At 74.2% G+C, this 24,243-nt stretch carries 19 protein-coding genes; 12 read left to right on the forward strand and 7 right to left on the reverse strand.

The window, feature by feature from the left end; genetic code table 11:
* Nucleotides 1–43: 43 nt before the first annotated feature.
* From ABD220_RS17290 to ccsB, 4 genes are read left to right on the forward strand one after another with little or no spacing between them, the layout of a single operon-like run.
* The gene (locus tag ABD220_RS17290; protein ID WP_344124713.1) at nucleotides 44–664 is read left to right on the forward strand and encodes a TlpA family protein disulfide reductase; all 621 of its coding nucleotides are present in this window, start codon (nucleotides 44–46) and stop codon (nucleotides 662–664) included.
* Entirely contained in the window at nucleotides 661–1,422 is a 762-nt protein-coding gene (locus ABD220_RS17295; protein ID WP_344124715.1) for a cytochrome c biogenesis CcdA family protein, read from the forward strand. Before ABD220_RS17290 ends, ABD220_RS17295 begins: the two co-directional genes overlap by 4 nt.
* Nucleotides 1,423–1,466: 44 nt before the next feature.
* Nucleotides 1,467–3,287 carry a cytochrome c biogenesis protein ResB gene (gene resB / locus ABD220_RS17300; protein WP_344124717.1) on the forward strand — a complete coding sequence of 607 codons (1,821 nt, stop codon included), beginning with the start codon at nucleotides 1,467–1,469 and terminating at the stop codon, nucleotides 3,285–3,287.
* Between the two features lie 13 nt (nucleotides 3,288–3,300).
* Complete coding sequence (ccsB, locus tag ABD220_RS17305; RefSeq protein WP_344124719.1) at nucleotides 3,301–4,380, forward strand: c-type cytochrome biogenesis protein CcsB; 1,080 nt, start codon at nucleotides 3,301–3,303, stop codon at nucleotides 4,378–4,380.
* A gap of 169 nt (nucleotides 4,381–4,549) precedes the next feature.
* On the opposite strand, the gene ABD220_RS17310 is transcribed toward ccsB, so the two are convergent.
* The gene (locus ABD220_RS17310; RefSeq protein ID WP_344124720.1) at nucleotides 4,550–5,023 is read right to left on the reverse strand and encodes a PLDc N-terminal domain-containing protein; all 474 of its coding nucleotides are present in this window, start codon (nucleotides 5,021–5,023) and stop codon (nucleotides 4,550–4,552) included.
* A gap of 80 nt (nucleotides 5,024–5,103) precedes the next feature.
* On the opposite strand from ABD220_RS17310, the gene ABD220_RS17315 reads away from it, so the two are divergent.
* A complete protein-coding gene (locus tag ABD220_RS17315; RefSeq protein ID WP_344124721.1) occupies nucleotides 5,104–5,391 on the forward strand; it encodes a DUF4229 domain-containing protein in 288 nt (95 codons plus the stop codon).
* Nucleotides 5,392–5,420: 29 nt separating this feature from the next.
* Here the strand turns inward: ABD220_RS17315 and ABD220_RS17320 are convergent, their stop codons facing one another.
* From ABD220_RS17320 to ABD220_RS17330, 3 genes are all read right to left on the reverse strand, one after another.
* Nucleotides 5,421–6,302: a 1,4-dihydroxy-2-naphthoate polyprenyltransferase gene (locus tag ABD220_RS17320; RefSeq protein WP_344124722.1), complete on the reverse strand. Its 882-nt coding sequence runs from the start codon at nucleotides 6,300–6,302 to the stop codon at nucleotides 5,421–5,423.
* Nucleotides 6,303–6,426: 124 nt separating this feature from the next.
* Nucleotides 6,427–7,593 carry an AMP-binding protein gene (locus tag ABD220_RS17325; RefSeq protein WP_344124723.1) on the reverse strand — a complete coding sequence of 389 codons (1,167 nt, stop codon included), beginning with the start codon at nucleotides 7,591–7,593 and terminating at the stop codon, nucleotides 6,427–6,429.
* Nucleotides 7,594–7,665: 72 nt separating this feature from the next.
* Nucleotides 7,666–8,640 (reverse strand): 1,4-dihydroxy-2-naphthoyl-CoA synthase, encoded by a 975-nt coding sequence (locus tag ABD220_RS17330; RefSeq protein ID WP_344124724.1) that lies wholly within the window; start codon nucleotides 8,638–8,640, stop codon nucleotides 7,666–7,668.
* 223 nt (nucleotides 8,641–8,863) lie between these two features.
* On the opposite strand from ABD220_RS17330, the gene ABD220_RS17335 reads away from it, so the two are divergent.
* The 5 genes from ABD220_RS17335 to ABD220_RS17355 all read left to right on the forward strand — a co-directional run bounded on the left by ABD220_RS17335 (nucleotide 8,864) and on the right by ABD220_RS17355 (nucleotide 16,837).
* Nucleotides 8,864–9,673, forward strand: coding sequence for an alpha/beta fold hydrolase (locus ABD220_RS17335; protein ID WP_344124725.1), 810 nt, complete (start codon nucleotides 8,864–8,866; stop codon nucleotides 9,671–9,673).
* A 98-nt stretch (nucleotides 9,674–9,771) separates the two neighbouring features.
* Nucleotides 9,772–12,357, forward strand: a complete 2,586-nt coding sequence (gene hrpB, locus ABD220_RS17340) for an ATP-dependent helicase HrpB (RefSeq protein WP_344124726.1) — start codon at nucleotides 9,772–9,774, stop codon at nucleotides 12,355–12,357.
* A gap of 288 nt (nucleotides 12,358–12,645) precedes the next feature.
* Complete coding sequence (locus ABD220_RS17345; RefSeq protein ID WP_344124798.1) at nucleotides 12,646–13,608, forward strand: HpcH/HpaI aldolase/citrate lyase family protein; 963 nt, start codon at nucleotides 12,646–12,648, stop codon at nucleotides 13,606–13,608.
* A 248-nt stretch (nucleotides 13,609–13,856) separates the two neighbouring features.
* On the forward strand, nucleotides 13,857–15,758 hold the full coding sequence (locus ABD220_RS17350) for a penicillin-binding transpeptidase domain-containing protein (protein WP_344124727.1): 1,902 nt from the start codon (nucleotides 13,857–13,859) through the stop codon (nucleotides 15,756–15,758).
* A 110-nt stretch (nucleotides 15,759–15,868) separates the two neighbouring features.
* Nucleotides 15,869–16,837, forward strand: coding sequence for an L-lactate dehydrogenase (locus ABD220_RS17355; protein WP_344124728.1), 969 nt, complete (start codon nucleotides 15,869–15,871; stop codon nucleotides 16,835–16,837).
* 65 nt (nucleotides 16,838–16,902) lie between these two features.
* On the opposite strand, the gene putP is transcribed toward ABD220_RS17355, so the two are convergent.
* The gene (gene putP, locus ABD220_RS17360) at nucleotides 16,903–18,399 is read right to left on the reverse strand and encodes a sodium/proline symporter PutP (protein WP_344124729.1); all 1,497 of its coding nucleotides are present in this window, start codon (nucleotides 18,397–18,399) and stop codon (nucleotides 16,903–16,905) included.
* A gap of 174 nt (nucleotides 18,400–18,573) precedes the next feature.
* Nucleotides 18,574–20,055: a helix-turn-helix domain-containing protein gene (locus ABD220_RS17365; protein ID WP_344124730.1), complete on the reverse strand. Its 1,482-nt coding sequence runs from the start codon at nucleotides 20,053–20,055 to the stop codon at nucleotides 18,574–18,576.
* 161 nt (nucleotides 20,056–20,216) lie between these two features.
* Between ABD220_RS17365 and aceA the strand changes: the two genes are divergently transcribed.
* Together aceA and aceB are read left to right on the forward strand one after the other, a co-directional pair.
* On the forward strand, nucleotides 20,217–21,500 hold the full coding sequence (gene aceA / locus ABD220_RS17370; RefSeq protein WP_344124731.1) for an isocitrate lyase: 1,284 nt from the start codon (nucleotides 20,217–20,219) through the stop codon (nucleotides 21,498–21,500).
* Between the two features lie 131 nt (nucleotides 21,501–21,631).
* Nucleotides 21,632–23,305, forward strand: coding sequence for a malate synthase A (gene aceB, locus ABD220_RS17375; protein WP_425552589.1), 1,674 nt, complete (start codon nucleotides 21,632–21,634; stop codon nucleotides 23,303–23,305).
* On the opposite strand, the gene gluQRS is transcribed toward aceB, so the two are convergent.
* Nucleotides 23,227–24,228, reverse strand: a complete 1,002-nt coding sequence (gene gluQRS / locus ABD220_RS17380) for a tRNA glutamyl-Q(34) synthetase GluQRS (protein WP_344124733.1) — start codon at nucleotides 24,226–24,228, stop codon at nucleotides 23,227–23,229. The genes aceB and gluQRS overlap by 79 nt on opposite strands.
* Between the last annotated feature and the right edge of the window lie 15 nt (nucleotides 24,229–24,243).

Below are 24,243 nucleotides of genomic sequence, written 5' to 3' on the forward strand. Positions count from 1 at the left end.
CGCCGCCCTCCCCGTCCCGTCCAGAGCACCAGGTGATCCGTCCGTGACCTCCCGCCCCTCGCCCGCCTCCCGTCCGTCCCGCCGCCGCGTGCTCTCGCTCGCGGGCCTCGGCGTCCTCGGGCTCGCCCTCGCCGGGTGCACGGAGGAGGACTCCCTCGCCCAGCAGGCGAACTCGGGGGACCGGAAGGGCTACATCGCCGGGGACGGCACGGTCTCGGAGTACCCGCCCGCCGAGCGCGGGGAGCCGGTGCAGTTCGCCGGCACGCTCTTCGACGGCACGTCCCTCTCCGCCGAGGACCTGCGCGGACAGCCGGCGCTGCTCAACTTCTGGTACGCGGGGTGCGCGCCGTGCCGCGTCGAGGCGCCCGACCTCCGCGAGCTCGCCGAGCGGTTCGAGGGCCAGGCCGCCTTCTACGGCGTGAACCTGCGCGACGAGCGGGCCACCGCCGAGGCGTTCGAGCGGACCTTCGAGATCCCGTACCCCTCCGTCGAGGACAAGGGCGGGGGCGTGCTCATGGCGCTGAGCGCCTACGTGCCGCCGCAGGCCGTGCCGACGACCCTCGTGCTCGACGCCCAGGGGCGGGTGGCCGCCCGCATCCTGGGCATCGCGGACCGCTCCGTGCTCGAGACCCTCCTCGAGGACACGGTGGCCGAAGCGGCATGACGGCTGGCAACCCCTTCGCCGAGATCGTCCTCGACGGCTCCCTCCTCGTCGCGCTGCCCGTGGCGCTGCTGGCCGGCCTCGTCTCCTTCGCCTCTCCGTGCGTGCTGCCCCTCGTGCCCGGCTACCTCGGCTACGTCACCGGCCTGACGGGCGCGGACCTCCAGGAGCAGCGGCGCGGGCGCGTGCTGGCGGGGATCACGCTGTTCGTCCTCGGCTTCTCCGCCGTGTTCCTGGTGATGTCCGTGCTGCTGGCCCAACTGGGCGCCTACGCGTGGTTCCTGGGCCAGGACTGGATCACCGTGGTCCTCGGCGGCCTCGTGGTGCTCATGGGCGTCGTGTTCCTCGGCGGGGTGTCCTTCTTCCAGCGCGACCGCAAGATCGGGCGCCGCCCACCGCCGGGGCTCTGGGGCGCCCCGCTGCTCGGCGTGACGTTCGGCCTCGGCTGGGCGCCCTGCATCGGCCCGACCTTCGCGGCCGTGCAGGCGCTCGTCTACGTGGACGGCGCCTCGACCGGCAAGGCGGCCGTCCTCACGGTCGCCTACTGCCTGGGCCTGGGCGTGCCGTTCCTGGCCCTCGCGCTCGCCCTGCGCCGGGGCATGGGCGCCATGGGCTTCTTCCGGCAGCACCGCCTCGGCATCCAGCGCGCCGGCGGCGGTCTGCTCGTCGTCGTCGGCCTACTCATGATGACGGGCGCGTGGACCGCGTTCGTCTCCTGGGTGCAGGCCGAGCTCGTCACCGACTGGGTGATGCCGATCTGAACGCCTCCGAGCCCCGGCCCGCGACCGACCACAGAAAGGCCGGCATGAGCACCGCAGCGCCCCCGTCCTCCTCGGAGCCCTCGTCCCCGGACCCGTCCCGGGGGCGCACCCCGGACGCCGAGCTCCCCGCCCTCGGGCCCCTCGGCATGGCCCGGTGGGCCTGGACGCAGCTGACCAAGATGAACACCGCCCTGTTCCTGCTGCTGCTCCTGGCGGTCGCCGCGGTGCCGGGATCGATCTTCCCGCAGCGGATCCAGGACCCGGCGGCGGTCCAGGACTACCTCGACAACAACCCCGTCCTGGGGGAGTGGCTGGACCGGGTGCAGCTGTTCGACGTCTTCTCGTCGGCGTGGTTCTCCGCGATCTACATCCTGCTGTTCGTCTCCCTCGTGGGGTGTGTCCTGCCGCGCGCGGCCAAGCACTGGCGGGCGTGGCGGGCCCAGCCCCCGCGCACCCCGCGCCGGCTCGAGCGGCTGCCCGAGCACCGCGCCCTCGCCCTGGGCGGGCGCGAGGGCGCCGGGGCCCCGGCCCCCGACGACGTCGTCGCCGACGCCGCGCGGCTGCTCAAGAAGCGCGGGTACCGGGTGGCGGTGCGTGACGCCGGCACGGCCGCACCCTCGGTCGCCGCCGAGCGCGGGATGTGGAAGGAGGTCGGCAACATCGTCTTCCACCTCGCGCTGCTGGGCGTGCTCGTCTCGGTGGCCGTCGGCTCCCTGTTCGGCTACAAGGGCCAGCGGGTGGTCGTGGAGGGCGAGTCCTTCGTCAACACCCTCATCGGCTACGACTCCTTCACCCCCGGCACCAACTACGACGCCGACTGGCTCGAGCCGTTCTCGCTCCGGCTCGACCGCTTCGAGGCAGAGTTCAACCGGGACACCACGGACCCGCGCAACTACGGGGCGCCCTTGGACTTCACCGCCGAGGTCACGGTGCAGGACGAGCCCGGCGCCGAGCCGCGGCAGGAGGTCCTGAAGGTGAACCAGCCGCTCAACGTGCACGGCGTGAAGAGCTACCTCGTGGGCAACGGCTACGCCCCGGTGATCCGGGTGACCGACGGCAACGGGGACGTGGCCTTCGAGGGCCCGGTGGTGACCGTCCCCTCCGACGGCGTCTACACGTCCTCGCTCGTGCTCAAGGTCCCGGACGCCCGTCCCGACCAGCTCGGCCTCGTGGGGCTGCTGCTGCCCACCGCCGTGGGCGGAGAGGGGGAGATGCCGCGGTCGGTGGACCCCGGCCTCGCCAACCCCCGGCTGATCCTCTCCGCGTACCACGGCGACCTCGGCCTGGACAGCGGGGAACCGCAGAACGTGTACGTGCTCGACGTCGAGCCGCTCACCGAGCTCAACGCCATGGCCAACGAGAACGGGGCCATCACGCTCGACGCCGCGAACCCCGTGCACGAGCTGCCCGACGGCAAGGGCACCGTGGAGTTCCTGGACGTCAAACGCTACGTGGGCCTGGACATCCACTACGACCCCGGCAAGACCGGCGCGTTCGTCTCCTTCGTCGCGGCGTTCGCGGGTCTGCTCATGTCGCTGTTCATCGCCCGGCGCCGGGTCTGGGTGCGCGCGGCGGAGGGCGTCGACGGGGACGGCCGGCCGTGCACGGTGCTGGAGTACGGGCTGCTGGCCCGCGGCGAGGACCCGCGGCTCGCCGCGGAGGCCGAGCGGCTGGACCGGCTCTGGACCGAGCAGTGGCAGGACGCCGGCGTGCGGGACACGGACACCACGACGGCGGCCACGACAGCGGCCACGACACCGGCGACGACACCGGCGACGACACCGGCGACGGCGGCGGCCGGGAGCACTGTGCGCGCCGGCGGCCGACCGGGCGCCGGGCCGGACCCCCGGCAGGACTACGAGTGAGAGGATGGGCGGCATGACCGTCAACGAGACACTGGGCGCCTGGAGCGAGCTGTTCATGCTCCTGGCGGCCATGACCTACCTGGTCGCCTTTGTGGCCTTCGCGTGGGACGTGGCGTCCCACTCCAAGGCCCTGCGCGGGACCGCGGGCACCGGGGAGCGCGAGCTCGTGGGCGCCTCCGCGGGGGCCTCCGCGGCGACCGCGGGGGACGCCGCCGAGCCCGCCGACTCCCGGGCGGGGCACGGCGCGGGCCACCGCGGCCGCGGCTACCGCACGAGCGCACGCTCCGCCCTGGCGGGGCACGTGGCGGACGAGGAGATGCGCTACACCGGCGAGCGACGCCCCGCCGCGCGCGTGGCCGTGGCCGTCATGGTCCTGGGCTTCGCCGTGCACACCGCCGCCGTGCTCAGCCGGGCCTTCGCGGCCGGACGGGTGCCGTGGGGCAACATGTACGAGTTCTGCACCACGGGCGCCCTGGTGGTCGCGGGCGTCTTCCTGCTGGCCCTGCTGGCCCGGGACCTGCGCTTCGTGGGCTCCCTGGTGTCCGGGCTCGTGGTGATCATGCTCTGCGCGGCCACCATCGGCTTCCCCACTCCGGTGGGGCCGCTGCAGCCCGCCCTGCAGTCCTGGTGGCTGGTGATCCACGTGTCCATCGCCGTGGCCGCCTCCGGGGTCTTCACCATCACGTTCGCCATGGCCGTGCTGCAGCTGCTGCAGGCCAGGAGGGAGCGGGCGATCCTCTCCGGCGACCGGCCCGGGATGGGCTTCCTCGCGATGGTCCCGTCCTCCCAGGCGCTCGAGAACCTGTCCTTCCGGCTCAACGCGGTGGGGTTCGCCTTCTGGACCTTCACCCTCGCCGCCGGCGCCATCTGGGCGGAGCAGGCCTGGGGCCGCTACTGGGGCTGGGACACCAAGGAGGTCTGGACCTTCGTGATCTGGGTCGTCTACGCCGCCTACATGCACGCCCGGGCCACCCGCGGCTGGACCGGCAACCGGTCGGCCTGGCTGTCGATCGTCGGGTACCTCTGCATCATCTTCAACTTCACCGTGGTCAACACGGTCTTCCCGGGCCTGCACTCCTACTCCGGGGTGTGACCCCTCCGGCCCTCCTGCTCCGGGGGCCGACCCTCCGGCCGCCCGCGCCGGACCACGACGAACGGCCCGCACTGCCGGTGCGGGCCGTTCGCCGTGGTCGGATCGTCGTTCGCCGTGCTGGGGTCGTCGGTGGGTCGGGTCCGTCGGTGGGTCGGGTCTGCGGGGGGGCTCAGTCGTGCGGGGGCCGGTTGCCGGGAGAGCCGTCGGTCGGTCCGTCCGTCCGGCCGGCGGACGACCCGCCGGAGGGCCCGTCGTCGGGGCGGTCACGGGGGCCGTTCTGCGGCCCGGTGCCGCCGGCCGCTCCCGGCCCGCCGTTGCGCCGCAGCTCCTCCTCCCACCGGCGGAGCTTCTCGGCCTTCTCCTGCTGCCGGCGGCGCTCCTCGAGGTTGCGCAGGAACTGGGGGTCGTCGTCGGGCCCCTTGCCGCGCACGGGACGTGACGACTCGGCGGTGCCCTTGGGGCGCCCGAGGAACAGCCACAGGAGGGCGCCGACGAGCGGGAGGAGGAGGATCACCGCGATCCAGCCCCCCTTGCGGAGACCGCGCATGTCGGCGCTGTCGGTCCGGGCGCACTCGATGAGGGAGTACACGATGACGCCCACCGCCAAAGCGGCCGCGCCGATGATGAGGATGGCTCTGCCCATGCCGACAATCGTAGGGGAGTTGCCTGGACGCCAGCTCAGCGCCCCGGAGTCCTGCCGGCCCGCCCCGCTAGACTGGGGGCGTGAATTTCTTGAAGTACTCCCTGCTCCGGTTCGCGCTGCTCGTGCTGGCCTTCCTGCTCAGCATGTGGCTGGGCGTGGGGTTGGTCCTGTCCGGGGTCGCCGCGGTGGCGGTCTCCTTCGCGGTCTCCTACCTGTTCTTCCCGCGTCTGCACAGGGCCGCGGGGGAGGAGTTCCACCGCTGGTTCGCGCGGTCGCCGAAGCCCCGCAACCGGGTGGCCCTCGAGGACCAGGAGGCCGAGGACGCCTACGTGGACCGGAGGCTGCGCGAGGACGGCCGCGAGCTCTGAGTCCCGGCCGCTGACTCCTCGGCGGGGGCTCACCCCCACTGCCGCAGCAGCACCGCCAGCAGGAAGAGCACGGCCCAGCCCACGTTGAGCACCCCGCACTGCCGGAGCACGGGGATGAGCTGGCGCCGGTCCTGCACCCGCAGCACCGTGGCCACGGGCGCCCACGCCAGCGGCAGGAGCAGCAGCACCAGGAGCATCCACGGGTTGTAGGGCACCAGGAACAGCACCAGGGCGAACGCCACGGCGATCTCGGCGGTGAACACCACCCGGGCCAGCGCGTCGCCCATCCGCACGGCCAGCGTCCGCTTGCCGACCTCCCGGTCCCCGGGCAGGTCCCGGAGGTTGTTGGCCATCAGCAGGGCGGTGGCGATCAGACCGGTGGACAGGGCCGCGATGAACGCCTCCAGGTTGAGGGTGCCGGCCTGGGTGAGCGTGGTGCCGAGCACGGCCACGAGCCCGAAGTAGACGAACACGAACAGGTCCCCGAGTCCGCGGTACCCGTACGGGCTGCGCCCCCCGGTGTAGCCCCACGCGGCGAGCACGGCCGAGAGACCGACGGGGATGAACCACCACTGGCGGCTCAGCACCACCAGCACCGCGCCGGCGAGCGCGGCGAGCGCGAAGCACAGCAGGGCCGCGGCCTTCACCCGTGCCGGCGCGGCGGCCCCGGAACCCGTCAGGCGCAGGGGCCCCACGCGGTCGTCGTCGGTGCCCCGGATGCCGTCGGAGTAGTCGTTGGCGTAGTTCACGCCGATCTGCAGGAAGAGGGCCACCAGCAGCGCGAGCAGCGCCCGGACGAGGTCGAAGGAGTACAGGGCCTGGGCCGCGGCGGAGCCGGCCACCACGGGGGCGAGGGCCATCGGCAGCGTCCGGAGCCGGGCCCCCTCGATCCACTGTGCTGGCGTGGCCACGGGCTACCTCCGTCGGGAACGACCCGCGCGGGACGCGGGGTGCGGGATGCGGGCCGCGGCGGGGGTCCGTGGCCGCGGACCATTGTGTCACGGCCCCGACCCGGACCCGGCGCGGGCAGGACCCTCAGCCGAGCAGACGGCCCACGGCGGCGCGGTCCGGTTTGCCGGTGGGCAGCAGGGGCAGCTCGTCCGGCCAGACCCAGCGCCGGGGCACCGCGGCGGCGCCGTGCCGGGCGCGCACCGACTCCTCGAGCTCGGCGCGCAGCCGCGGGCGGTCCGTGCCGGGGGCGGTGACGACCGCGGCCCCCACCGCCTGCCCCCACTCGGCGTCGGGCACGCCGAGCACCATGGCCTGGCGCACCGCGGGGTGCTCCGACAGCACCGCGGTCACGAGCCCGGCGGCGACCTTGACGCCGCCGGTGTTCACGACGTCGTCGGCGCGCCCGTGCACCGTGAGCACGCCGTCGGCGGAGAGCTCGCCGAGGTCGTCCGTGCGGTACCAGCGGGTCCCGGCGGCCTCCCGGAAGTGCCGAGCGGTCTGCTCCGGGTCCCCGGCGTAGCCGGCGGCGACGACGTCCCCGCCGAGCCAGATCCGGCCCGGCCCGGCCGGGCCGCGGAGCCCGGGGCGCGGGGCGTCGTCGTCGGCCCCCGCCGTGGCCACGTGCGCGGTGACGCCGTCCAGGGGCACGCCGTCGTAGACGCAGCCCCCGCACGTCTCGGACATCCCGTAGGTGGAGACCACCCGGATGTCGGCGGCCCGGGCGGCCGCCAGCAGGCGCGGGGGAGCGGCCGAGCCGCCGAGCAGGATCGCGGAGAAGCTCTTCAGCGCGGACACGGCGTCACCGTTGCGCACCCCGGACGCCGGTTCCAGGATCCGCTGCAGCTGGGTGGGCACCAGCGAGGTGTACCGCACCGGGTCCTCCAGCTCCTCGGCGGCCGCCGCGAAGGCCTCGGGGGTGAAGCGGGCCGCCGGATCGAGGACCACGGGGTCCGTCCCGGCGTAGAGGGAGCGGACGAGCACCTGCACCCCCGCCACGTAGTGGGCGGGCAGCGCGAGCAGCCACTGGCCCACCCCGCCGGTGCGCACCGCGGTGGCCATCGAGGACGCCGCGAGCGCGTCCCGGGTGAGGACCGTGCGCTTGGCCCGGCCGGTGGACCCGGACGTGCGCACCACCACGGCGGGGCCCTCCCGGCCCAGCGCGCGGGTCAGCGGGGACAGCAGGCGCAGGGGGTCGCCGGGCACGGGCCCGTCGAGGACCACGGCGTCGCCGGGGACGATCAGCTCGGCCATCGCGGCCCTCCTCCTCGCGCGGCCGGCCCGGCCGTGACCCGGGGACGGGTCGTGGCTCAGCCGGCAGGCGGCCTAGAAGTAGTAGGGGAAGCCGGACCAGTCCGGGTCGCGCTTGCCCAGGAACGCGTCCCGGCCCTCGACGGCCTCGTCGGTCATGTACGCCATCCGGGTCGCCTCGCCCGCGAAGACCTGCTGGCCGACCATCCCGTCGTCGGGCAGGTTGAACGCGAACTTCAGCATCCGGATCGCCTGCGGGGACTGGGCCGCCACGTCCCGGGCGGCGGCGATCGCCGCGTCCTCCAGCTCCGCGTGCGGGACCACCTCGTTGACCGCGCCCATCTCGAGCATCCGCTGCGCGCCGTACTCCCGGGCGAGGAAGAAGATCTCCCGGGCGGCCTTCTGCCCCACCTGCCGGGCGAGCAGCGCGGAGCCGTAGCCGGCGTCGAAGGAGCCCACGGTGGCGTCCGTCTGCTTGAACCGCCCGTGCTCCCGAGAGGCGATCGTGAGGTCGCAGACCACGTGCAGGGAGTGCCCGCCGCCCGCGGCCCACCCGGGGACGGCGGCGATGACCACCTTGGGCATGGTGCGGATCAGGCGCTGCACCTCGAGGATGTGCAGCCGCCCCGCGCGGGCCGGATCGATGCTCTCGGCGGTCTCGCCCTCGGCGTAGCGGTAGCCGTCGCGGCCGCGGATCCGCTGGTCCCCGCCGGAGCAGAAGGCCCAGCCGCCGTCCTTGGGGGAGGGGCCGTTGCCGGTGAGGACCACGGCGCCCACGTCGGAGGACATCCGCGCGTGGTCGAGCGCGCGGTAGAGCTCGTCGACCGTGCCCGGCCGGAAGGCGTTGCGCACCTCCGGGCGGTCGAAGGCGATCCGCACCCACGGCAGGTCCCGCACGACCGCCCCGTCCGGGTCCCGCTCCACGCCGCGGTGGTAGGTCAGGTCCTGCAGGTCCTGGAAGCCCTCGACCGTGCGCCACTGCACGGGGTCGAAGAGCTCCGAGACCTGCTCGGGGAGGTCGTTGCCGGGGGCGCGGGAGGTGTCGGTCACGCTCCCGAGTCTACGACGGCGGATCCGGCCGGACACCCGCGGGGACCTGTTGCGCGGGCACGGCGGCGCCGGGGCGGCGACGGCGGAGCACGGCCGCTGCCCGCTCGGGCGCGTGCCGGCCACGGCGGTGCCCCGGCCCGCCGGGGCCGCCTCCGGGGCCGTCTCCTGGGCCGTCTCCGGGGCCGCAGGGGCGACGGTGCCGAGAACTGCCTAAGCTCAGAGGATGACTGACTTCCGGACGAGCACCCTGCACACGACCCCCGTCGGCGACGACGGCGAGCCCGTCGTCTTCCTGCACGGCCTGTTCGGCAGGGGCAAGAACTTCGCCCGGATCGCCAAGGACCTCCAGCCGGACTTCCGGAGCCTGCTGGTGGACCTGCCCAATCACGGCCGGTCCGAGTGGACGGACCGGGTCGACTACGAGCAGATGGCGGACTCCGTGGCCGAGAGCCTGCGCGACGACGTCGCCTCGGCGGGTCCGGTCGCCGTCGTCGGGCACTCCCTGGGCGGCAAGGTGGCCATGGTGCTGGCGCTGCGACACCCGGATCTCGTCTCCCGGCTCGTCGTGGTGGACATCGCTCCCACCCGGACCGGGGGCGGCGAGGGCGAGTTCGCGCACCTGCTGGACAGCCTCGCGGCCGTGGACCTGACGGCCGTCGAGCGCCGCTCCGACGCGGACGAGGCCCTCAGGGAATCCATCCCGCAGGACACCACCCGCAGCTTCCTGCTGCAGAACCTGCGCAGCGGCAAGGAGGGCCTCTCCTGGGAGCCGAACCTCGAGCTGCTGCGGTCGAGCCTGGACACCATCGGCAGCTTCCCCGACACCGGTGACGCCGTCTACGAGGGGCCGGTGCTCTGGGTGGCCGGCGGGCGCTCGGACTACGTCCGCGACGAGCACGCACCCCTCATGCGCAGCCTGTTCCCCAGGGCGCACCGGGTGACGATCCGCGAGGCCGGCCACTGGGTCCACTCGCAGGAGCCGGAGAAGTTCGTCGAGGTGCTGCGCGGGTTCCTGACGCGCACCGGGGACTGACCGCTCGCCCCGCGCGGGCGCGCCCGTTCCGGGCGGCGGGTGCGGCAGCCGCCGGACCACCACGACCGGACGGCTCGTTCCGGTGGGAGACTGGGACGGTGAGCACCGCACCCTTCGACCTCGCCCGGATCGGCGCCGGCCTGCCGGTGGCCGGGGTGCTCGGCGAGCTCCGCGCGGCGCTGGCCGGCGATGTCGCCGTGGTGCAGGCCCCGCCCGGCAGCGGCAAGACGACCCTGGTGCCCCCGCTCGTCGCCGACCTGCTGCACGAGCGCGCGGCCGGGTCCGCCCCCGGCCGGGTGGTCGTCACCCAGCCCCGGCGGGTCGCCGCCCGCTCGGCGGCACGCCGGCTGGCGGAGCTGGCCGGGACCCGGGTCGGCGAGCTCGTGGGCCACACGGTGCGCGGCGACCGGCGCGCCGGGGCCCGCACGCTCGTCGAGTTCGTCACCCCCGGCGTGCTCCTGCGCCGGCTGCTGCAGGACCCGGGGCTGAGCGGAACGGGGGCCGTGGTCCTCGACGAGGTCCACGAGCGCGGCCTCGAGTCCGACCTGCTCGTCGGCATGCTGGCCGAGGTCCGGCAGCTGCGCGAGGACCTGGTGCTCGTCGCGATGTCCGCGACCCTCGACGCCCCGCGCTTCGCCGGCCTGCTGGGGGAGGGATCCCCGGCCCCGGTGGTCGACTGCCCGGCCGCCCTCCACCCGCTCACGGTCCGGTGGGCCCCGGTACCCGGCCGCCGCACCGACGACCGCGGGGTCACCCGCTCCTTCCTCGACCACGTCGCCCGGACCGCGGCCGACGCGCACACCCGGTCCCTGGCCCGGGACGCCACCACGGACGCGCTCGTGTTCGTCCCCGGGGCGTGGGAGGTCGCCCAGGTCGCCCGGCGGCTGCGGGAGGCCTGCCGCGGGACCGAGGTGCTCGAGCTGCACGGCCGGGCCGGGGCCGCCGAGCAGGACCGGGCGACCTCGGGACGCCGGCCGGGTGACCCGCCGCGCGTGGTCGTCACCACGTCCCTGGCCGAGTCCTCCCTGACGGTGCCGGGCGTGCGCCTCGTGGTCGACTCCGGGCTGTCCCGGGAGCCCCGGCGGGACGCGGGCCGCGGCATGACGGGCCTGGTCACGGTCGCGGCCTCCCGGGCCTCGGCCGAGCAGCGGGCGGGCCGCGCCGCCCGGCTCGGGCCCGGGGAGGTCGTGCGCTGCTACGACGAGCGGACCTGGGCCGCGATGCCCCGCCACCTCACCCCCGAGCTCGCGGCCGCCGACCTCACGGGCGCCGCCCTGCTGCTCGCCTGCTGGGGCGCCCCAGGTGGACGGGGCCTGCCCCTGCCGGACCCGCTGCCCGCGCCGGCCCTGGCCGAGGCCGTCGCCGTGCTGCGCGGGCTCGGTGCGCTCGACGGCGAGGGCCGGGCCACCGCCACCGGCCGGCGGCTCGCGGAGGTGCCCGTGGACCCGCGCCTGGCCCGCGGTCTCCTCGACGGCGCCCGCACGGTGGGGGCCCGGCCGGCGGCCGAGGTCGTCGCGATGGTCTCGGACGACCACCGCCCGCCCGGCGGGGACCTGTCCCGCCTGCTCGCCGAGCTGCGCACCGGGCGGGCCCCGGACGCCCGGCGCTGGGCCGACGAGGCCCGCCGCCTCGAGCGGATCGCCGCGGACCCGCCGCCCGCCGGACCGCCCGGCCGGCCGGCGCCGCCGGCGGCCGGTGCGGTCGCGGCCGAGCTCGTGACCGGTGCCGTCGTGGCGCTGGCCCTGCCGGAACGGGTCGCCCGGAAGGTGGGGGACACGTACCTGCTCGCCTCCGGGACCCGTGCGGGCCTGGCCCCCGGCAGCGGCCTGGCGGGCCACGAGTGGCTGGCCGTCGCCGACGTCTCCCGGGCAGCCGGACAGGCCGCCGCCGGGACCGGCGCGGTCGTGCGCGCCGCGGCGGCACTCGACCGCCCCCTCGCCGAGCGCTGCGCCGAGCACCTGCTCACCGACGAGGTCCGCACCCGGTTCGAGAACGGGCGGGCGAGCGCCCGCCGGGTCCGCGCGCTCGGGGCGATCGAGCTGTCCTCGACCCCAGTGCGGCCCGCGCCGGAGGCCGCCCGCGACGCGGTGCGCGCCGCCCTGGCCGAGCAGGGCCTCGGCCTGCTCGGCTGGTCGGACGGCGCCGACCGGATCCGGCGCCGGCTCGCGCTGCTCCACCACCGGCTGGGCGAACCGTGGCCCGACGTGGCCGACGCCGCGCTGCTCGACCGCCTCGACGAGTGGCTCGCCCCCGAGCTCGGCGCCCTCGCCGGCGGCGAGCAGGTCGACCTCGCGGCGCCCCTGCGACGGCTGCTCCCGTGGCCGGAGGCCGGCCGCCTCGACGAGCTCGTGCCCGAGCGGCTGGTCGTGGCCAGCGGCTCCCGGGCGAGGATCGACTACCCGGCCGCCGACGACCCCGCCGGCCGCCCGGTGGTCAGCGTCAAGCTCCAGGAGTGCTTCGGGTGGGCGGCGTCCCCGACGGTCGCCGACGGCCGCGTGCCGGTCCTCTTCCACCTGCTCTCCCCGGCGGGGCGGCCGCTGGCCGTGACCGACGACCTCGCCTCGTTCTGGTCCGGCCCCTACGCCCAGGTGCGCGCCGAGATGCGCGGCCGCTACCCCAGGCACCCCTGGCCGGAGGACCCCTGGACCGCGCCCGCCACCGCCCGCACCGCGCGCCGCTCCTGAACCCCGGTCCGGGTCCGCGCGCGGTGGGTGGCGCCCTCCTGTGATCTGCGTTACGGTGGAGTCACCGCACCTGCCGAGCGCGTTGATCCAGCGCGCACGGACCGGCTCGCCCACCTCGCGATCCCCGGCCCGAGGCACGCCCCGGCCGGACCCCCGCGACGCGATCGTTCCCGCGGTTCCGGCACCGGGCACGGTTCCGCCGGGCAGCACCTGCCCTCCCCGCACGGTTCCCCGGCACGCTTGCCGCAGCGCAGCGCGCTGCACCTCACGAAGAACGGGTACGCCCTCATGACTGCCACCTCGATCGAGACCTCGTCCACGACCCCGACCACCTCGTCCCTGCCGCTGGTTCCCCAGGCCGCCGCGCCCGCGGTCGGCCCGGAGCTCGCCCGCTCCTGGCTGCTCGTCAACGGCGCCCAGGCCGAGCGGTTCGCGGCGGCCCGGGCGAGCGCGGCCGACGTCGTCGTCCTGGACATCGAGGACTCCGTGGCGCCGAAGGACAAGGAGCGGGCCCGACGCAACGTCATCAGCTGGCTGGACGCCCAGGACGAGCAGGGCGAGCAGCACCACGCGTGGGTGCGGGTCAACGGCTTCGGCACCCAGTGGTGGGAGGAGGACCTCCGGGCCCTCGCCGGCGTCCGCGGCCTGGACGGCGTCATGCTGGCCATGGTCGAGTCCCCCGAGCACGTCACCCGCACCGCGGAGCTGCTCAAGGACACGCGGATCGTCGCGCTCGTCGAGACGGCCCGCGGCGTGCAGCACCTGCAGGCCATCGCCGGCGCCCGCTCCACCTACCGGCTGGGCTTCGGCCTGGGCGACTTCCGCCGCGACACCGGCTTCGGCGAGAACCCCATGACGCTGGCCTACACGCGTTCGCAGTTCACCATCGCCTCCCGGGCGGCCAATCTGCCCGGGCCCATCGACGGGCCCGCCGTCGGGGCGCTGGGCCCCAAGCTCGCCGAGGCCACGTCCGTGACCCTGGAGTTCGGCATGACGGGCAAGCTGTGCCTGATGCCGGAACAGGCCGCCACGGTCAACGAGGGCCTGAGCCCGTCCCTGTCCGAGCTGTCCTGGGCCACCGAGTTCCTGCAGGAGTTCGACGCCGACGGCGGGGAGATCCGCAACGGCTCCGACCTGCCGCGACTCGCCCGAGCCAGGAAGATCCTGGGCCTGGCCGGCGCCTTCGGCCTGAGCGTGCCCGAGGGCTACGACGTCCACTTCGAGGCGCCGACCGACACGTACCACTGCTGATCCGGTGGTCAGGGGCCGGCCCCCGGCCCCGCCCCGCGCGGGAGCGCACCCCCTCCCCGCGCATCCGACGGACCGGTGGGTGCCGTGCAGACACGGCACCCACCGGTCCTTCCGTGTCCTGAGCCCTCCGCCGGGTCTGTGCCGGGCGGGCCGAGCGGACTAGATTCGGTACCGTGCAGACGTCCCGCTCCACCCGGCAGCCCCCGGCGCCCCGGCCCCTCGGCCGGTGGCCGAGGACCGCCGTCCCCATGGCGCTCTCCGCCGCCCTCCTCGTCACCGGCTGCTCGGTGCTCTCCCCCGACGACGCACGGGAGGCCGCCGAGCGGGTCGCCACGGCCCTGGGCGCGGGCAGCGTCGAGGAGCTGTCCTTCGGCGACGTCGAGGGCGCCTCCGCCCAGGCGCAGTACGAGCGGATCACGGCCGGGCTCGGGGAGGCCGCCCCGGCCGTCGAGGTCTCCGCGGTCGAGGACGCCGGGGAGGAGGGGCGGCGCGAGGCCACCCTGTCCTGGTCCTGGGACCTCCCGGGGGCGGAGCAGGACTGGGCGTACGACTCGGTCCTGCCGCTGGTGCGGTCCGGGTCCGGGGAGTGGGTCCCCGAGTGGTCCCCGGCCGTGGTGCAGCCGGGTCTGGCCGAAGGGGAGGCGCTGCGCGCCCGGACGGTGGCCGCGGACCGCGGGGACATCCTCGGGGCGGGCGGCGAGACGCTCGTGACGGAGCGGCCGATCCGGCGGGTCGGCATCGACCGGTCGCAGCTGGAGGGGGCGGAGCCCGAGGAGGCGGCGCGCCGGCTCGCCGCCGCCGTGGACCTCGACGCCGACGCCTACGCCACGGCCGTCGAGGAAGCCGGGCCCGAGGCGTTCGTGGAGGCCCTGCCGTTGCGGGAGGAGGACTTCCGGGAGCTGGACGCCGAGCAGATGGCCGCCGTCCCGGGGCTGCTCGTGGTCGAGGACGAGATGCCCCTGGCCCCGGCCCGCGGCTTCGCCGCCGACCTCCTGGGCGGGGTGGCCGAGGCGACGGCCGAGGACGTCGCGGACTCCGGCGGGGAGCTCGCCCCCGGAGCGACGGTCGGCCGCGGGGGAGTGCAGGAACGCTTCGACGACCGGCTGCGCGGCACTCCCGGCGTCGTCGTCGAGGAGATCGGGGAGGAGGCGGTGGCCGGCGGCGAGCCGCTGTTCGAGGTGCCGGCGCAGGCCGGTGAGCCGGTCACGGTGACGCTGGACCGCGGGCTCCAGACCACCGCCGAGGAACTGCTGGCCGGGATCGAGTCCCCGTCCGCCGTCGTGGCGGTCCGGCCCTCCACGGGCGAACTCGTCGCCTCGGCCAACGGGCCCGGCTCCGAGGGCTACTCCACCGCGCTGCTGGGCCAGTACGCGCCCGGCTCCACCTTCAAGGTGGTCACGGCCCTGGGGATGCTCCGGAAGGGCGACACTCCCGCCACGGTCGTGCAGTGCCCGCCGTCCACGACCGCGGCGGGTGTGCGGATCGACAACGTCGAGTCCTATCCGGACGAGTTCACCGGGCCCATCACCCTCACCGAGTCCCTGGCCCACTCCTGCAACACCAGTTTCGTGGACCAGCACGACCGGATCAGCCAGGCGGAACTGGCCGAGGCCGCCGCCGCACTCGGCATCGGCGCCGGGACGGACCTCGGGGCGCCGGTGTTCTCCGGCTCCGTCCCCGAGGAGGAGGAGCCGGCCCAGCACGCCGTGGCGATGTTCGGGCAGGGCCGCACGCTCGTGTCCCCGCTGAGCATGGCGAACCTCACCGCCTCGGTCGCCGCCGGAGAGCTCGTCACCCCCCGGCTGGTCAGCACCGAGGGCCTGCTCGAGGAGGACGCCACGGCCGGGCCGGGCCCGGAGGAGCCCCTGACCGCCGAGGAGGCGGAGCAGCTGCGCACCATGATGCGGGCCGTCGTCTCGTCCGGGCACCTGGGCGTGCTCCAGGAGCTCGAGCCGGACACCGCGATCGGCAAGACCGGCACGGCCGAGTTCGGTGACGAGGACCCGCCCCGGACCCACTCCTGGGTGATCGCCGAGCACGAGGACCTCGCCGTGGCGGTCTTCGTGGAGGACGGCGACCTGGGCTCGGTCACCGGCGGCCCCCTCATGCGGGACTTCCTGGCAGCGGCCTCCGCGTCCCGCGAGGGCTGAGGGGCGCCGCGACACGGCGCCCAGGGGCCTTCCGCGACCCGTGCCCGCTGGCCCAGGATGGGAGTACACCGTCCGCTGCCGCGGACCGCCGAGCCTTCGAGGAGTTCCCCGTGCCCGAGACCGTGCCCACCACTCCCGCGCGAACCAAGATCGGCGTGGTCGGCGCCGGCTCCGTCGGCTCGTCGCTGGCCTACGCGGCCCTCATCAAGGGCGTCGCGCAGGAGGTGGCCCTCTACGACCTGGCCGGGGACCGGGTCCGCGCCGAGGGCCTGGACCTGGCCCACGGGGCGATGTTCACCCCCAGCTCCCGGGTGACCGGCTCCGACGACATCGCCGTGCTGGCCGGCTCGGACATCGTCTTCGTGACCGCCGGGGCCAAGCAGCGGCCCGGCCAGACGCGGATGGAGCTGGCGGGCGCCAACGCCGCGATCCTCGAGCAGCTGATGCCGCGCCTGGTGGAGCAGGCGCCCGAGGCCGTGTACGTGCTGGTGACCAATCCGTGCGACGTGCTCACGGTCATCGCGCAGAAGCTCACCGGGCTGCCCACGGAGCGGGTGATGTCGTCCGGGACCGTGCTGGACACCTCCCGGCTGCGGTGGCTGCTGGCCGAGGAGGGCGGGGTGTCCACCACGAGCGTGCACGCCACGATCGTCGGCGAGCACGGGGACACCGAGTTCCCCCTTTGGTCGAACGCGAACATCGGGCAGATCCCGTTGCGGGACTGGACGGTCGAGGGGCGCCGGCCGTTCACCGACGAGCGGCTGGGCGAGATCACGCACCGGACGATTAACGCGGCGTACACGGTGATCCAGGGCAAGGGCGCCACCAACTACGCGATCGGCCTGGCCGGGGCGCGCGTGGCCGAGGCCGTGCTGCGCGACGAGCACGCCGTGCTGCCGGTCTCCACGGTCCTCGACGACTACCGGGGGATCAGCGGCGTCGCCCTGTCCGTGCCGTCGGTCGTCGCGCGGCGGGGCGTCGTCGAGCGCCTGGTCGTGCCCATGGACGAGCAGGAACTGGCCATGCTGCACCGCTCCGCCGAGGCGATCCGGGCGAGCCTGGCCTCCATCGGGTACTGACCCGCGAACGGCCCCGGGGCCCGTTCCGGCGTGCGGAACGGGCCCCGGGGCTGCAGCGCGGGGGGTCAGCGGGCGGCCATCTCGTCCTGCGCGGCGTGGGTGAGGCGCACGGCGTCGTCGAACTCGCGCTCGACCGCCTCGTCGCGCCGGTAGGTGGCCTTGGAGACCAGCATGGCGGAGACGAGGCTCACCACGAAGCCGGGGACGATCTCGTAGAGGGCGGCCCACGGGGTCACGGTCCACGCGAAGACGGTCACCGCGCCCAGGACCATGCCGGTGATCGCGCCCAGGTTCGTGAGCTTGCGCCAGAACAGCGACAGGATCACGATCGGGCCGAACGAGGCGCCGAAGCCGGCCCACGCGAAGGCCACGAGGCCGAGGATCGTGTTGTTCTGCTCCCAGGCCAGGACCACCGCCACGAGGGCGACGAGGGCCACGCCCGCCCGGCCCATCCACACCTGCTTGCGCTCGGACGGCGACTGCTTGACGGTCAGCTTGTACAGGTCCTCCACCAGGGCGGAGGAGGAGACGATGAGCTGGGAGGAGACCGTGGACATGATCGCCGCCAGCACGGCCGCCAGCACGAAGCCCGCGACCACCGGGTGGAAGAAGACCTGCGCGAGGTCCAGGAACACGGACTCGGGGTCGGTCGGGCTCTCGTCCGGGCGGTTGCCGTAGTAGGCGAGGCCCACGAGGGCGGTGGCGATCGCCCCGAGAACGCTGAGCACCATCCAGGTCAGCCCGATCCGGCGGCCGCTCTTGGCGTCGGAGGGGGAGCGCATGGCCATGAACCGGACGATGATGTGCGGCTGGCCGAAGTAGCCGAGACCCCACGCCAGCGCCGAGACGACGCCGATCACGGTGGCGCCGCGCACCAGGGACAGGGCGTCGGGGTCCACCGCGGTGATGTTCTCCGCCATCTGCCCGAAGCCGCCGACGTTGATGATCCCGACGACCGGGACCATGAGCAGGGCGAGGAACATAAGGATGCCCTGGGCCACGTCGGTGTAGGTCGCGCCCAGGAAGCCGCCGAAGAGGGTGTAGGCGATGGTCACGCCGACGACCAGGAGCAGGCCGGCGTGGTAGGTCGAGCCGAAGGAGGACTGGAAGAACAGGCCGCCCGCGACCATGCCGGAGGAGACGTAGAACGTGAAGAACACCAGGATGATCAGCCCGGAGACGACGCGCAGCAGGCGGGTGCCGCCCTTGAGCCGGTTGTCCAGGAAGGACGGGATCGTGATCGAGTTGTGCGAGACCTCGGTGTAGGAGCGCAGCCGGGGCGCGATGAACTTCCAGTTGACCCACGCGCCGATGATCAGCCCGATGGCGATCCACGCCTCGACCAGGCCGGAGAGGAACACCGCCCCCGGCAGGCCGAGCAGCAGCCAGCCGGACATGTCGGAGGCCCCGGCGCTGAGTGCGGCGACGCCGGGCTTGAGGTTGCGCCCGCCGAGCATGTAGTCGTCGAGGTTCTTCGTCCTGCTGTTGGCGTAGAGGCCGATCGCGATCATGGCGGCGAAGTAGATGACGATCGCGATCGTCTGAGCTATCTCTTGGGGCATGGTGTCCTTTCCGCCCGGAGCCGGCCCGGTGGAGCGCAGCGTCCAGGGGGGTGGGTGGATCAGAGGTCGCACAGGACTTTACGCCCGCTCCCGGGCAGTGGCCAGCCACTACGGGTGCAGGTGGCCGGCCACTGCGGGTGCGGGCAGACCGCGCCCGCACCCCGCGGGGCCGGCTCAGGCGCCGTCGTGGGCCTGCAGGAACTCGTAGACCTCGCGCTCGTCGACGCCCGGGAAGGCACCCTCGGGCAGGGCGGCCAGCACGTGCGAGTGCGCCCGGGTGTTGGGCCACGCGTGGCCCGCCCACACCCGGCTGAGCTCCTCGGGCGGGCGCCGGCAGCATGAGGGGTCCGGGCACGTGGACACGGTGCGGTGCGGGGTATCGCGGCCGCGGAACCAGCGGGCGTCGGTGAACGCGACGCCCACGCCGATCGAGAACACGCCCTGGCTCGAGAGCTCCGTGCGCGTGGAGCACCAGTAGGTGCCGGAGGGCGTGTCGGTGTACTGGGCGAACGCCGTGAACTGGTTGGGCTGGTCGAAGACGGTGCGCCCGGACCACTTGCGGCAGGACATCTGGCCCTCGATCGCCCCGGTGTGGTCCGTGGGGAACGCCAGGCCGTTGTTCTCGTAGGCCTTGTGGATCACCCCGGACGAGTGGACCTTGTGGAAGTGGGTGCGGATCCCCAGGTGGCGCGTCGCGAGGTTCGTGAAGCGGTGCCCCGCCGTCTCGTGGGAGACGGCGAAGCGGTCCTTGAGGTCCTCGAGGAACAGGTCCCGGTCCTTCTTCGCCTCGAGCAGGAACGGGACGGTCTTGTCCTCCGGGAGCATCACGGCCGCGGCGAAGTAGTTCGTCTGCACCCGCTGGGCGAGGAACTCGGCGTAGTCCTTCGGCGGCTGGTGGCCCAGCACCTGGTGGCCCACGGCCTGGAGCAGCACCGCGCGGGGGTCGTGGTCCGCCCGAGGGCTCTGCACCAGGTAGATCCGCCGGTTGAGCAGGTCGGTCACCGAACGGGTCGAGTGCGGGAGGTCCGTGACGTGGTGGATGCCGTAGCCGAGCCGGCCCACCATCTCGGAGATCACGGAGTTGGACACGGGACCCGAAGAGTAGCCGCCCAGGGCGAGCAGCTCCTTCGCGGCCTGCTCCAGGTCCGGGAAGTAGTTGTCCTGCTCGCGCATGAGCCGGCGCAGCTGCACGTTGGCCCGGCGGGCCTCCTCCGGGGTGGCCGAGTTCTTCTCGAGGGCCTCGGCCAGCCGCTCCTGCAGGGCCACGAGCGCCTCGAGCACCTCGGTGGACAGGGCGGAGCTGACCCGGACGGTCGGCAGCCCCAGCTGCTCGTAGAAGGGGGAGCGCTGGGTGCGCTCGAGCTGGATCTCGAGCGCCTCGCGCCGGGTGCCGGGCTCGGCCCCGAGCAGGGAGTCCACGCTCGTGCCCAGGACCTCGGCGAGGCGCCGCAGCAGGCTCAGCCGGGGCTCGCGCCGGCCGTTCTCGATGACGGACAGCTGCGACGCGGCGGTGCCGGTCCGGTCGGCGAGCTCCGCGAGCGTCAGCCCCCGGTCCTTGCGCAGCGATCGGATGCGCCGGCCGAGACCGATGAGATCGGTGCTCCCGGACGGCTCCGCCGACGTCGGTTCCTCGGTGCCCCACGCGCTGGTCGTCATTTCTTCACGGTAGAGGAAGAACAGAGAAATTTCACCGAGAAACTTGGGGTGGACCCGGTGCGGATCGGGGCAGAGTGGGATGCGTCACCACGGGAGCGCGAACTTCCCGGGGAGCTCAAAGCCGAAGCACCCGTCCACGGACCACTCAACGAGGAGCCGACATGTCCTACCCCAACGCCCCCAAGACCGCCGACGAGATCCGCCAGGAGTGGGACGCCGATCCCCGCTGGGCGCAGATCACCCGCGAGTACACGGCGGAGGAGGTCGTCCGCCTGCGCGGCACGGTGCAGGAGGAGCAGACCCTCGCCCGCCGCGGTGCGGAGCAGCTGTGGGAGAAGCTGCACACCGAGGACTTCGTCAACTCCCTCGGCGCCCTGACCGGCAACCAGGCGGTCCAGCAGGTGAAGGCCGGTCTCAAGGCCATCTACCTCTCCGGCTGGCAGGTCGCCGGCGACGCGAACCTCGCGGGTCAGACCTACCCCGACCAGTCGATCTACCCCGCGAACTCCGTCCCGGCGGTCGTGCGGCGGATCAACAACGCGCTGATGCGCGCCGATCAGATCGAGCACTCCGAGGGTACGAGGACCGTCGAGGACTGGCTGGTCCCGATCGTGGCCGACGCCGAGGCCGGCTTCGGCGGCCCGCTCAACGCCTACGAGCTCATGAAGGCCATGATCGCCGCCGGTGCGGCCGGCGTGCACTGGGAGGACCAGCTGGCCTCCGAGAAGAAGTGCGGCCACCTGGGCGGCAAGGTGCTCATCCCCACCCAGCAGCACGTCCGCACCCTCAGCGCGGCCCGGCTCGCGGCGGACGTCGCCGACGTCCCCTCGCTGATCATCGCCCGCACCGACGCGGAGGCGGCCACCCTGATCACCTCGGACGTCGACGACCGCGACAAGCCGTTCGTCACCGGCGAGCGCACCGCGGAGGGCTACTACAAGGTCCGCAACGGGCTCGAGGCCTGCATCGCCCGCGGCAACGCGTACGCCCCGTACGCGGACCTGCTGTGGATGGAGACCGGCACCCCGGACCTCGAGCTGGCCAGGAAGTTCGCCGAGGGCATCCACGCGGAGCACCCCGAGCAGATGCTCGCCTACAACTGCTCGCCGTCCTTCAACTGGAAGAAGCACCTGGACGACGCCACGATCGCCAAGTTCCAGCGGGAGCTGGGCGCGATGGGCTTCAAGTTCCAGTTCATCACGCTGGCCGGCTTCCACGCCCTGAACTACTCGATGTTCGACCTGGCCCACGGCTACGCCCGCAACCAGATGACGGCCTACGTGGAGCTGCAGGAGCGGGAGTTCGCGGCCGAGGAGCGGGGCTACACCGCCACCCGGCACCAGCGAGAGGTCGGCACCGGCTACTTCGACCTGGTCTCCACCGTGCTCAACCCGGAGTCCTCCACCACGGCGCTCGCCGGGTCCACCGAGGCCGCCCAGTTCTGAGCCGGCCGGCGCGGCCGGGGCCCCGAGCGGGTCCCCGGCCGCGCCGCATCCGACGACGACCGGCTCCGGCCCGCTCCGGAGCCGCCCACCAGATCTTCCCAGGACACTCTTCAGGCGAGGAACCAGCCATGATGACGATGACCAGCAACCCCGTGACGATCAACGGGGTGACCCTCACGGGCCACCACGTGCCCCGGCAGAACAGTGTGCTCACCCCCGACGCGCTCGGCTTCCTGGCGGCCCTGCACCGCGAGTTCGAGCCGCGCCGGCGCGAGCTGCTGGCCGCCCGCGAGGAGCGGCGCAAGGCGATCGCCCGCGGCACCGACCCCACCTTCCTGCCGGAGACGCGGAGGGTCCGCGAGGACGACTCCTGGCGCGTGCCCCCGCCCCCGCCCGGGCTCGAGGACCGCCGCGTGGAGATCACCGGCCCCACCGAGCGGAAGATGACCATCAACGCGCTCAACTCCGGGGCGAAGGTGTGGCTCGCGGACATGGAGGACGCCAACACCCCGCACTGGACCAACGTGGTCACCAACCAGCTCAACCTGATCGACGCCCTCGAGGGGTCCATCGAGTTCACCGGCCCGGACGGCAAGAAGTACGCGCTGCAGAACAAGGACGCCCGGGCCAACCCCACCATCGTGGTACGGCCCCGCGGGTGGCACCTCGAGGAGAGGCACCTGTCCGTGCGGGAGGAGCCCATCGCGGGTGCCATCGTGGACTTCGGCCTGTACTTCTTCCACAACGCCCGCCGGCTCAGGAAGCTGGGCCTGGGCCCCTACTTCTACCTGCCCAAGACCGAGTCCCACCGGGAGGCGCGGCTGTGGCACGACATCTTCAGCCGTGCGGAGTCCCTGCTCGGGGCCGACCGCGGCACCATCCGCGCCACCGTGCTGATCGAGACGATCACCGCGGCCTTCGAGATGGAGGAGATCCTCCACGAGCTCGGGGAGCACGCCGCGGGGCTCAACGCCGGGCGCTGGGACTACATCTTCTCGATCATCAAGAACTTCCGGACCCGCGGGCCCCGCTTCATCCTCCCGGACCGCAACGCCGTGACCATGACGCAGCCGTTCATGCGGGCCTACACCGAGCAGCTCGTGCGGGCCTGCCACCGCCGCGGGGCGATGGCCATCGGCGGGATGGCCGCGTTCATCCCCTCCCGCCGGGACGAGGAGGTCAACCGCACCGCGATCGAGAAGGTGCGGGCCGACAAGACCCGTGAGGCCCAGGACGGCTTCGACGGGTCCTGGGTGGCCCACCCCGACCTGGTCCCCGTGTGCCGCGAGGTCTTCGACGCGGTGCTCGGCGACCGGCCGAACCAGCTGGACCGGCTCCGCGAGGACGTGGTGCCCGACGACAAGTCGCTCATCGACATCGCCTCCGCGACGGGGAGGATCACCGAGGAGGGGATCCGCAACAACATCGAGGTGGGGATCCGCTACATCGAGGCGTGGCTGCGCGGCAGCGGCGCGGTGGGCATCCACCACCTGATGGAGGACGCCGCGACGGCGGAGATCTCCCGCTCGCAGATCTGGCAGTGGGTGAACACCCGCGCCATCACGGACGAGGGCGAGGAGATCACCCGGGACTGGGTGCAGGAGCTGGTGGAGGAGGAGTTCGCGAGGATCGAGCGCGCCGAGGGCGACCGCTTCGACGACGCGCGCTCCGTCTTCGAGGAGGTGGCCCTGGGCGAGGACTACCCCGCGTTCCTGACCACCCCCGCCTACGAGCGGTTCCTGGCCGAGCCCGAGGACCCGCACGCCCCCGAGGAGGCCGGGGCCGCGGTGTCCTCGCGCACCTGAGCGGTCCACCGGGCCGGGTCCAGGACCCAGGGCTCCCGGGGCAGGACGTCCTCGTCGAAGACGGCGAGGACGTCCTGGGCCGTCCGGATCGGGCCGGGGAGGCCCAGCGACGCGGCCAGCCGGCCCAGCACCTCCTCGGGGCCGTGCCCCGCCGCCGCGAGATCGGCGAGGGTCACGGCGCCGTCGCGCTTGGCGAGACGCTGCCCGCGGGCGTTGAGCACGAGCGGGACGTGCGCCCACTCCGGCTCCGCCAGGCCGAGCACCGAGGCCAGGTACGCCTGCCGGGGGGTGGAGGGCAGCAGGTCGTCGCCGCGGACCACCTGGTCCACGCCCTGGTGGGCGTCGTCGAGTACCACCGCCAGGTTGTAGGCGGGGCGGCCGTCGTTGCGCAGCAGCACGAAGTCGTCGACGAGCCCCGTGCACGCCCCGGCCCAGCGGTCCACGACCGTGCGCGAGCGCACGTCCGCGCGCAGCCGCACCGCGGGGGGCCGCTCACCCCGGCGCCGCGCCCGCTCCGCGTCGCCGAGGTCCCGACACGTGCCCGGATAGGCGCCCGGGGCCCCGTGCGGGGCGCTCGCGGCCGCCCGGATCTCCCGGCGCGTGCAGTAGCACTCGTAGGTGCGCCCCGCCGCGGTGAGCCCCGCCACCACGGCCCGGTGCTCCTCCTCCCGCGAGGACTGCAGCAGCGGCGGGCCGTCCCAGTCCAGGCCCAGCCGGGCGAGGTCCGCGAGCTGCCGCTCGGCCGCCCCCGGCCGCACCCGGTCGATGTCCTCGACACGCAGGACGAATCGCCGGCCCGTCGAGCGCGCGAGGGCCCACGCGAGCAGCGCCGTGCGGAGATTGCCGAGGTGCAGGTCCCCCGAGGGGGACGGAGCATAGCGGCCGGCGCCGCCGGCCGCGCGGTCCGGGGCCGAGGCGGTCATGGTTGTCAGGATAGC

This window comes from Kocuria aegyptia, assembly GCF_039530085.1.
Taxonomy (GTDB): domain Bacteria; phylum Actinomycetota; class Actinomycetes; order Actinomycetales; family Micrococcaceae; genus Kocuria; species Kocuria aegyptia.

Excerpts from the sequence above, each read along its gene's own strand:
- ABD220_RS17295 (WP_344124715.1), top strand. The coding sequence starts at position 661 with ATGACGGCTGGCAACCCCTTCGCCGAGATCGTCCTCGACGGCTCCCTC.
- resB (WP_344124717.1), top strand. The coding sequence starts at position 1,467 with ATGAGCACCGCAGCGCCCCCGTCCTCCTCGGAGCCCTCGTCCCCGGAC.
- ccsB (WP_344124719.1), top strand. The coding sequence starts at position 3,301 with ATGACCGTCAACGAGACACTGGGCGCCTGGAGCGAGCTGTTCATGCTC.
- ABD220_RS17310 (WP_344124720.1), bottom strand. The coding sequence starts at position 5,023 with ATGGGCAGAGCCATCCTCATCATCGGCGCGGCCGCTTTGGCGGTGGGC.
- ABD220_RS17325 (WP_344124723.1), bottom strand. The coding sequence starts at position 7,593 with ATGGCCGAGCTGATCGTCCCCGGCGACGCCGTGGTCCTCGACGGGCCC.
- ABD220_RS17335 (WP_344124725.1), top strand. The coding sequence starts at position 8,864 with ATGACTGACTTCCGGACGAGCACCCTGCACACGACCCCCGTCGGCGAC.
- ABD220_RS17345 (WP_344124798.1), top strand. The coding sequence starts at position 12,646 with ATGACTGCCACCTCGATCGAGACCTCGTCCACGACCCCGACCACCTCG.
- ABD220_RS17350 (WP_344124727.1), top strand. The coding sequence starts at position 13,857 with ATGGCGCTCTCCGCCGCCCTCCTCGTCACCGGCTGCTCGGTGCTCTCC.
- putP (WP_344124729.1), bottom strand. The coding sequence starts at position 18,399 with ATGCCCCAAGAGATAGCTCAGACGATCGCGATCGTCATCTACTTCGCC.
- ABD220_RS17365 (WP_344124730.1), bottom strand. The coding sequence starts at position 20,055 with ATGACGACCAGCGCGTGGGGCACCGAGGAACCGACGTCGGCGGAGCCG.
- aceA (WP_344124731.1), top strand. The coding sequence starts at position 20,217 with ATGTCCTACCCCAACGCCCCCAAGACCGCCGACGAGATCCGCCAGGAG.
- aceB (WP_425552589.1), top strand. The coding sequence starts at position 21,632 with ATGACGATGACCAGCAACCCCGTGACGATCAACGGGGTGACCCTCACG.
- gluQRS (WP_344124733.1), bottom strand. The coding sequence starts at position 24,228 with ATGACCGCCTCGGCCCCGGACCGCGCGGCCGGCGGCGCCGGCCGCTAT.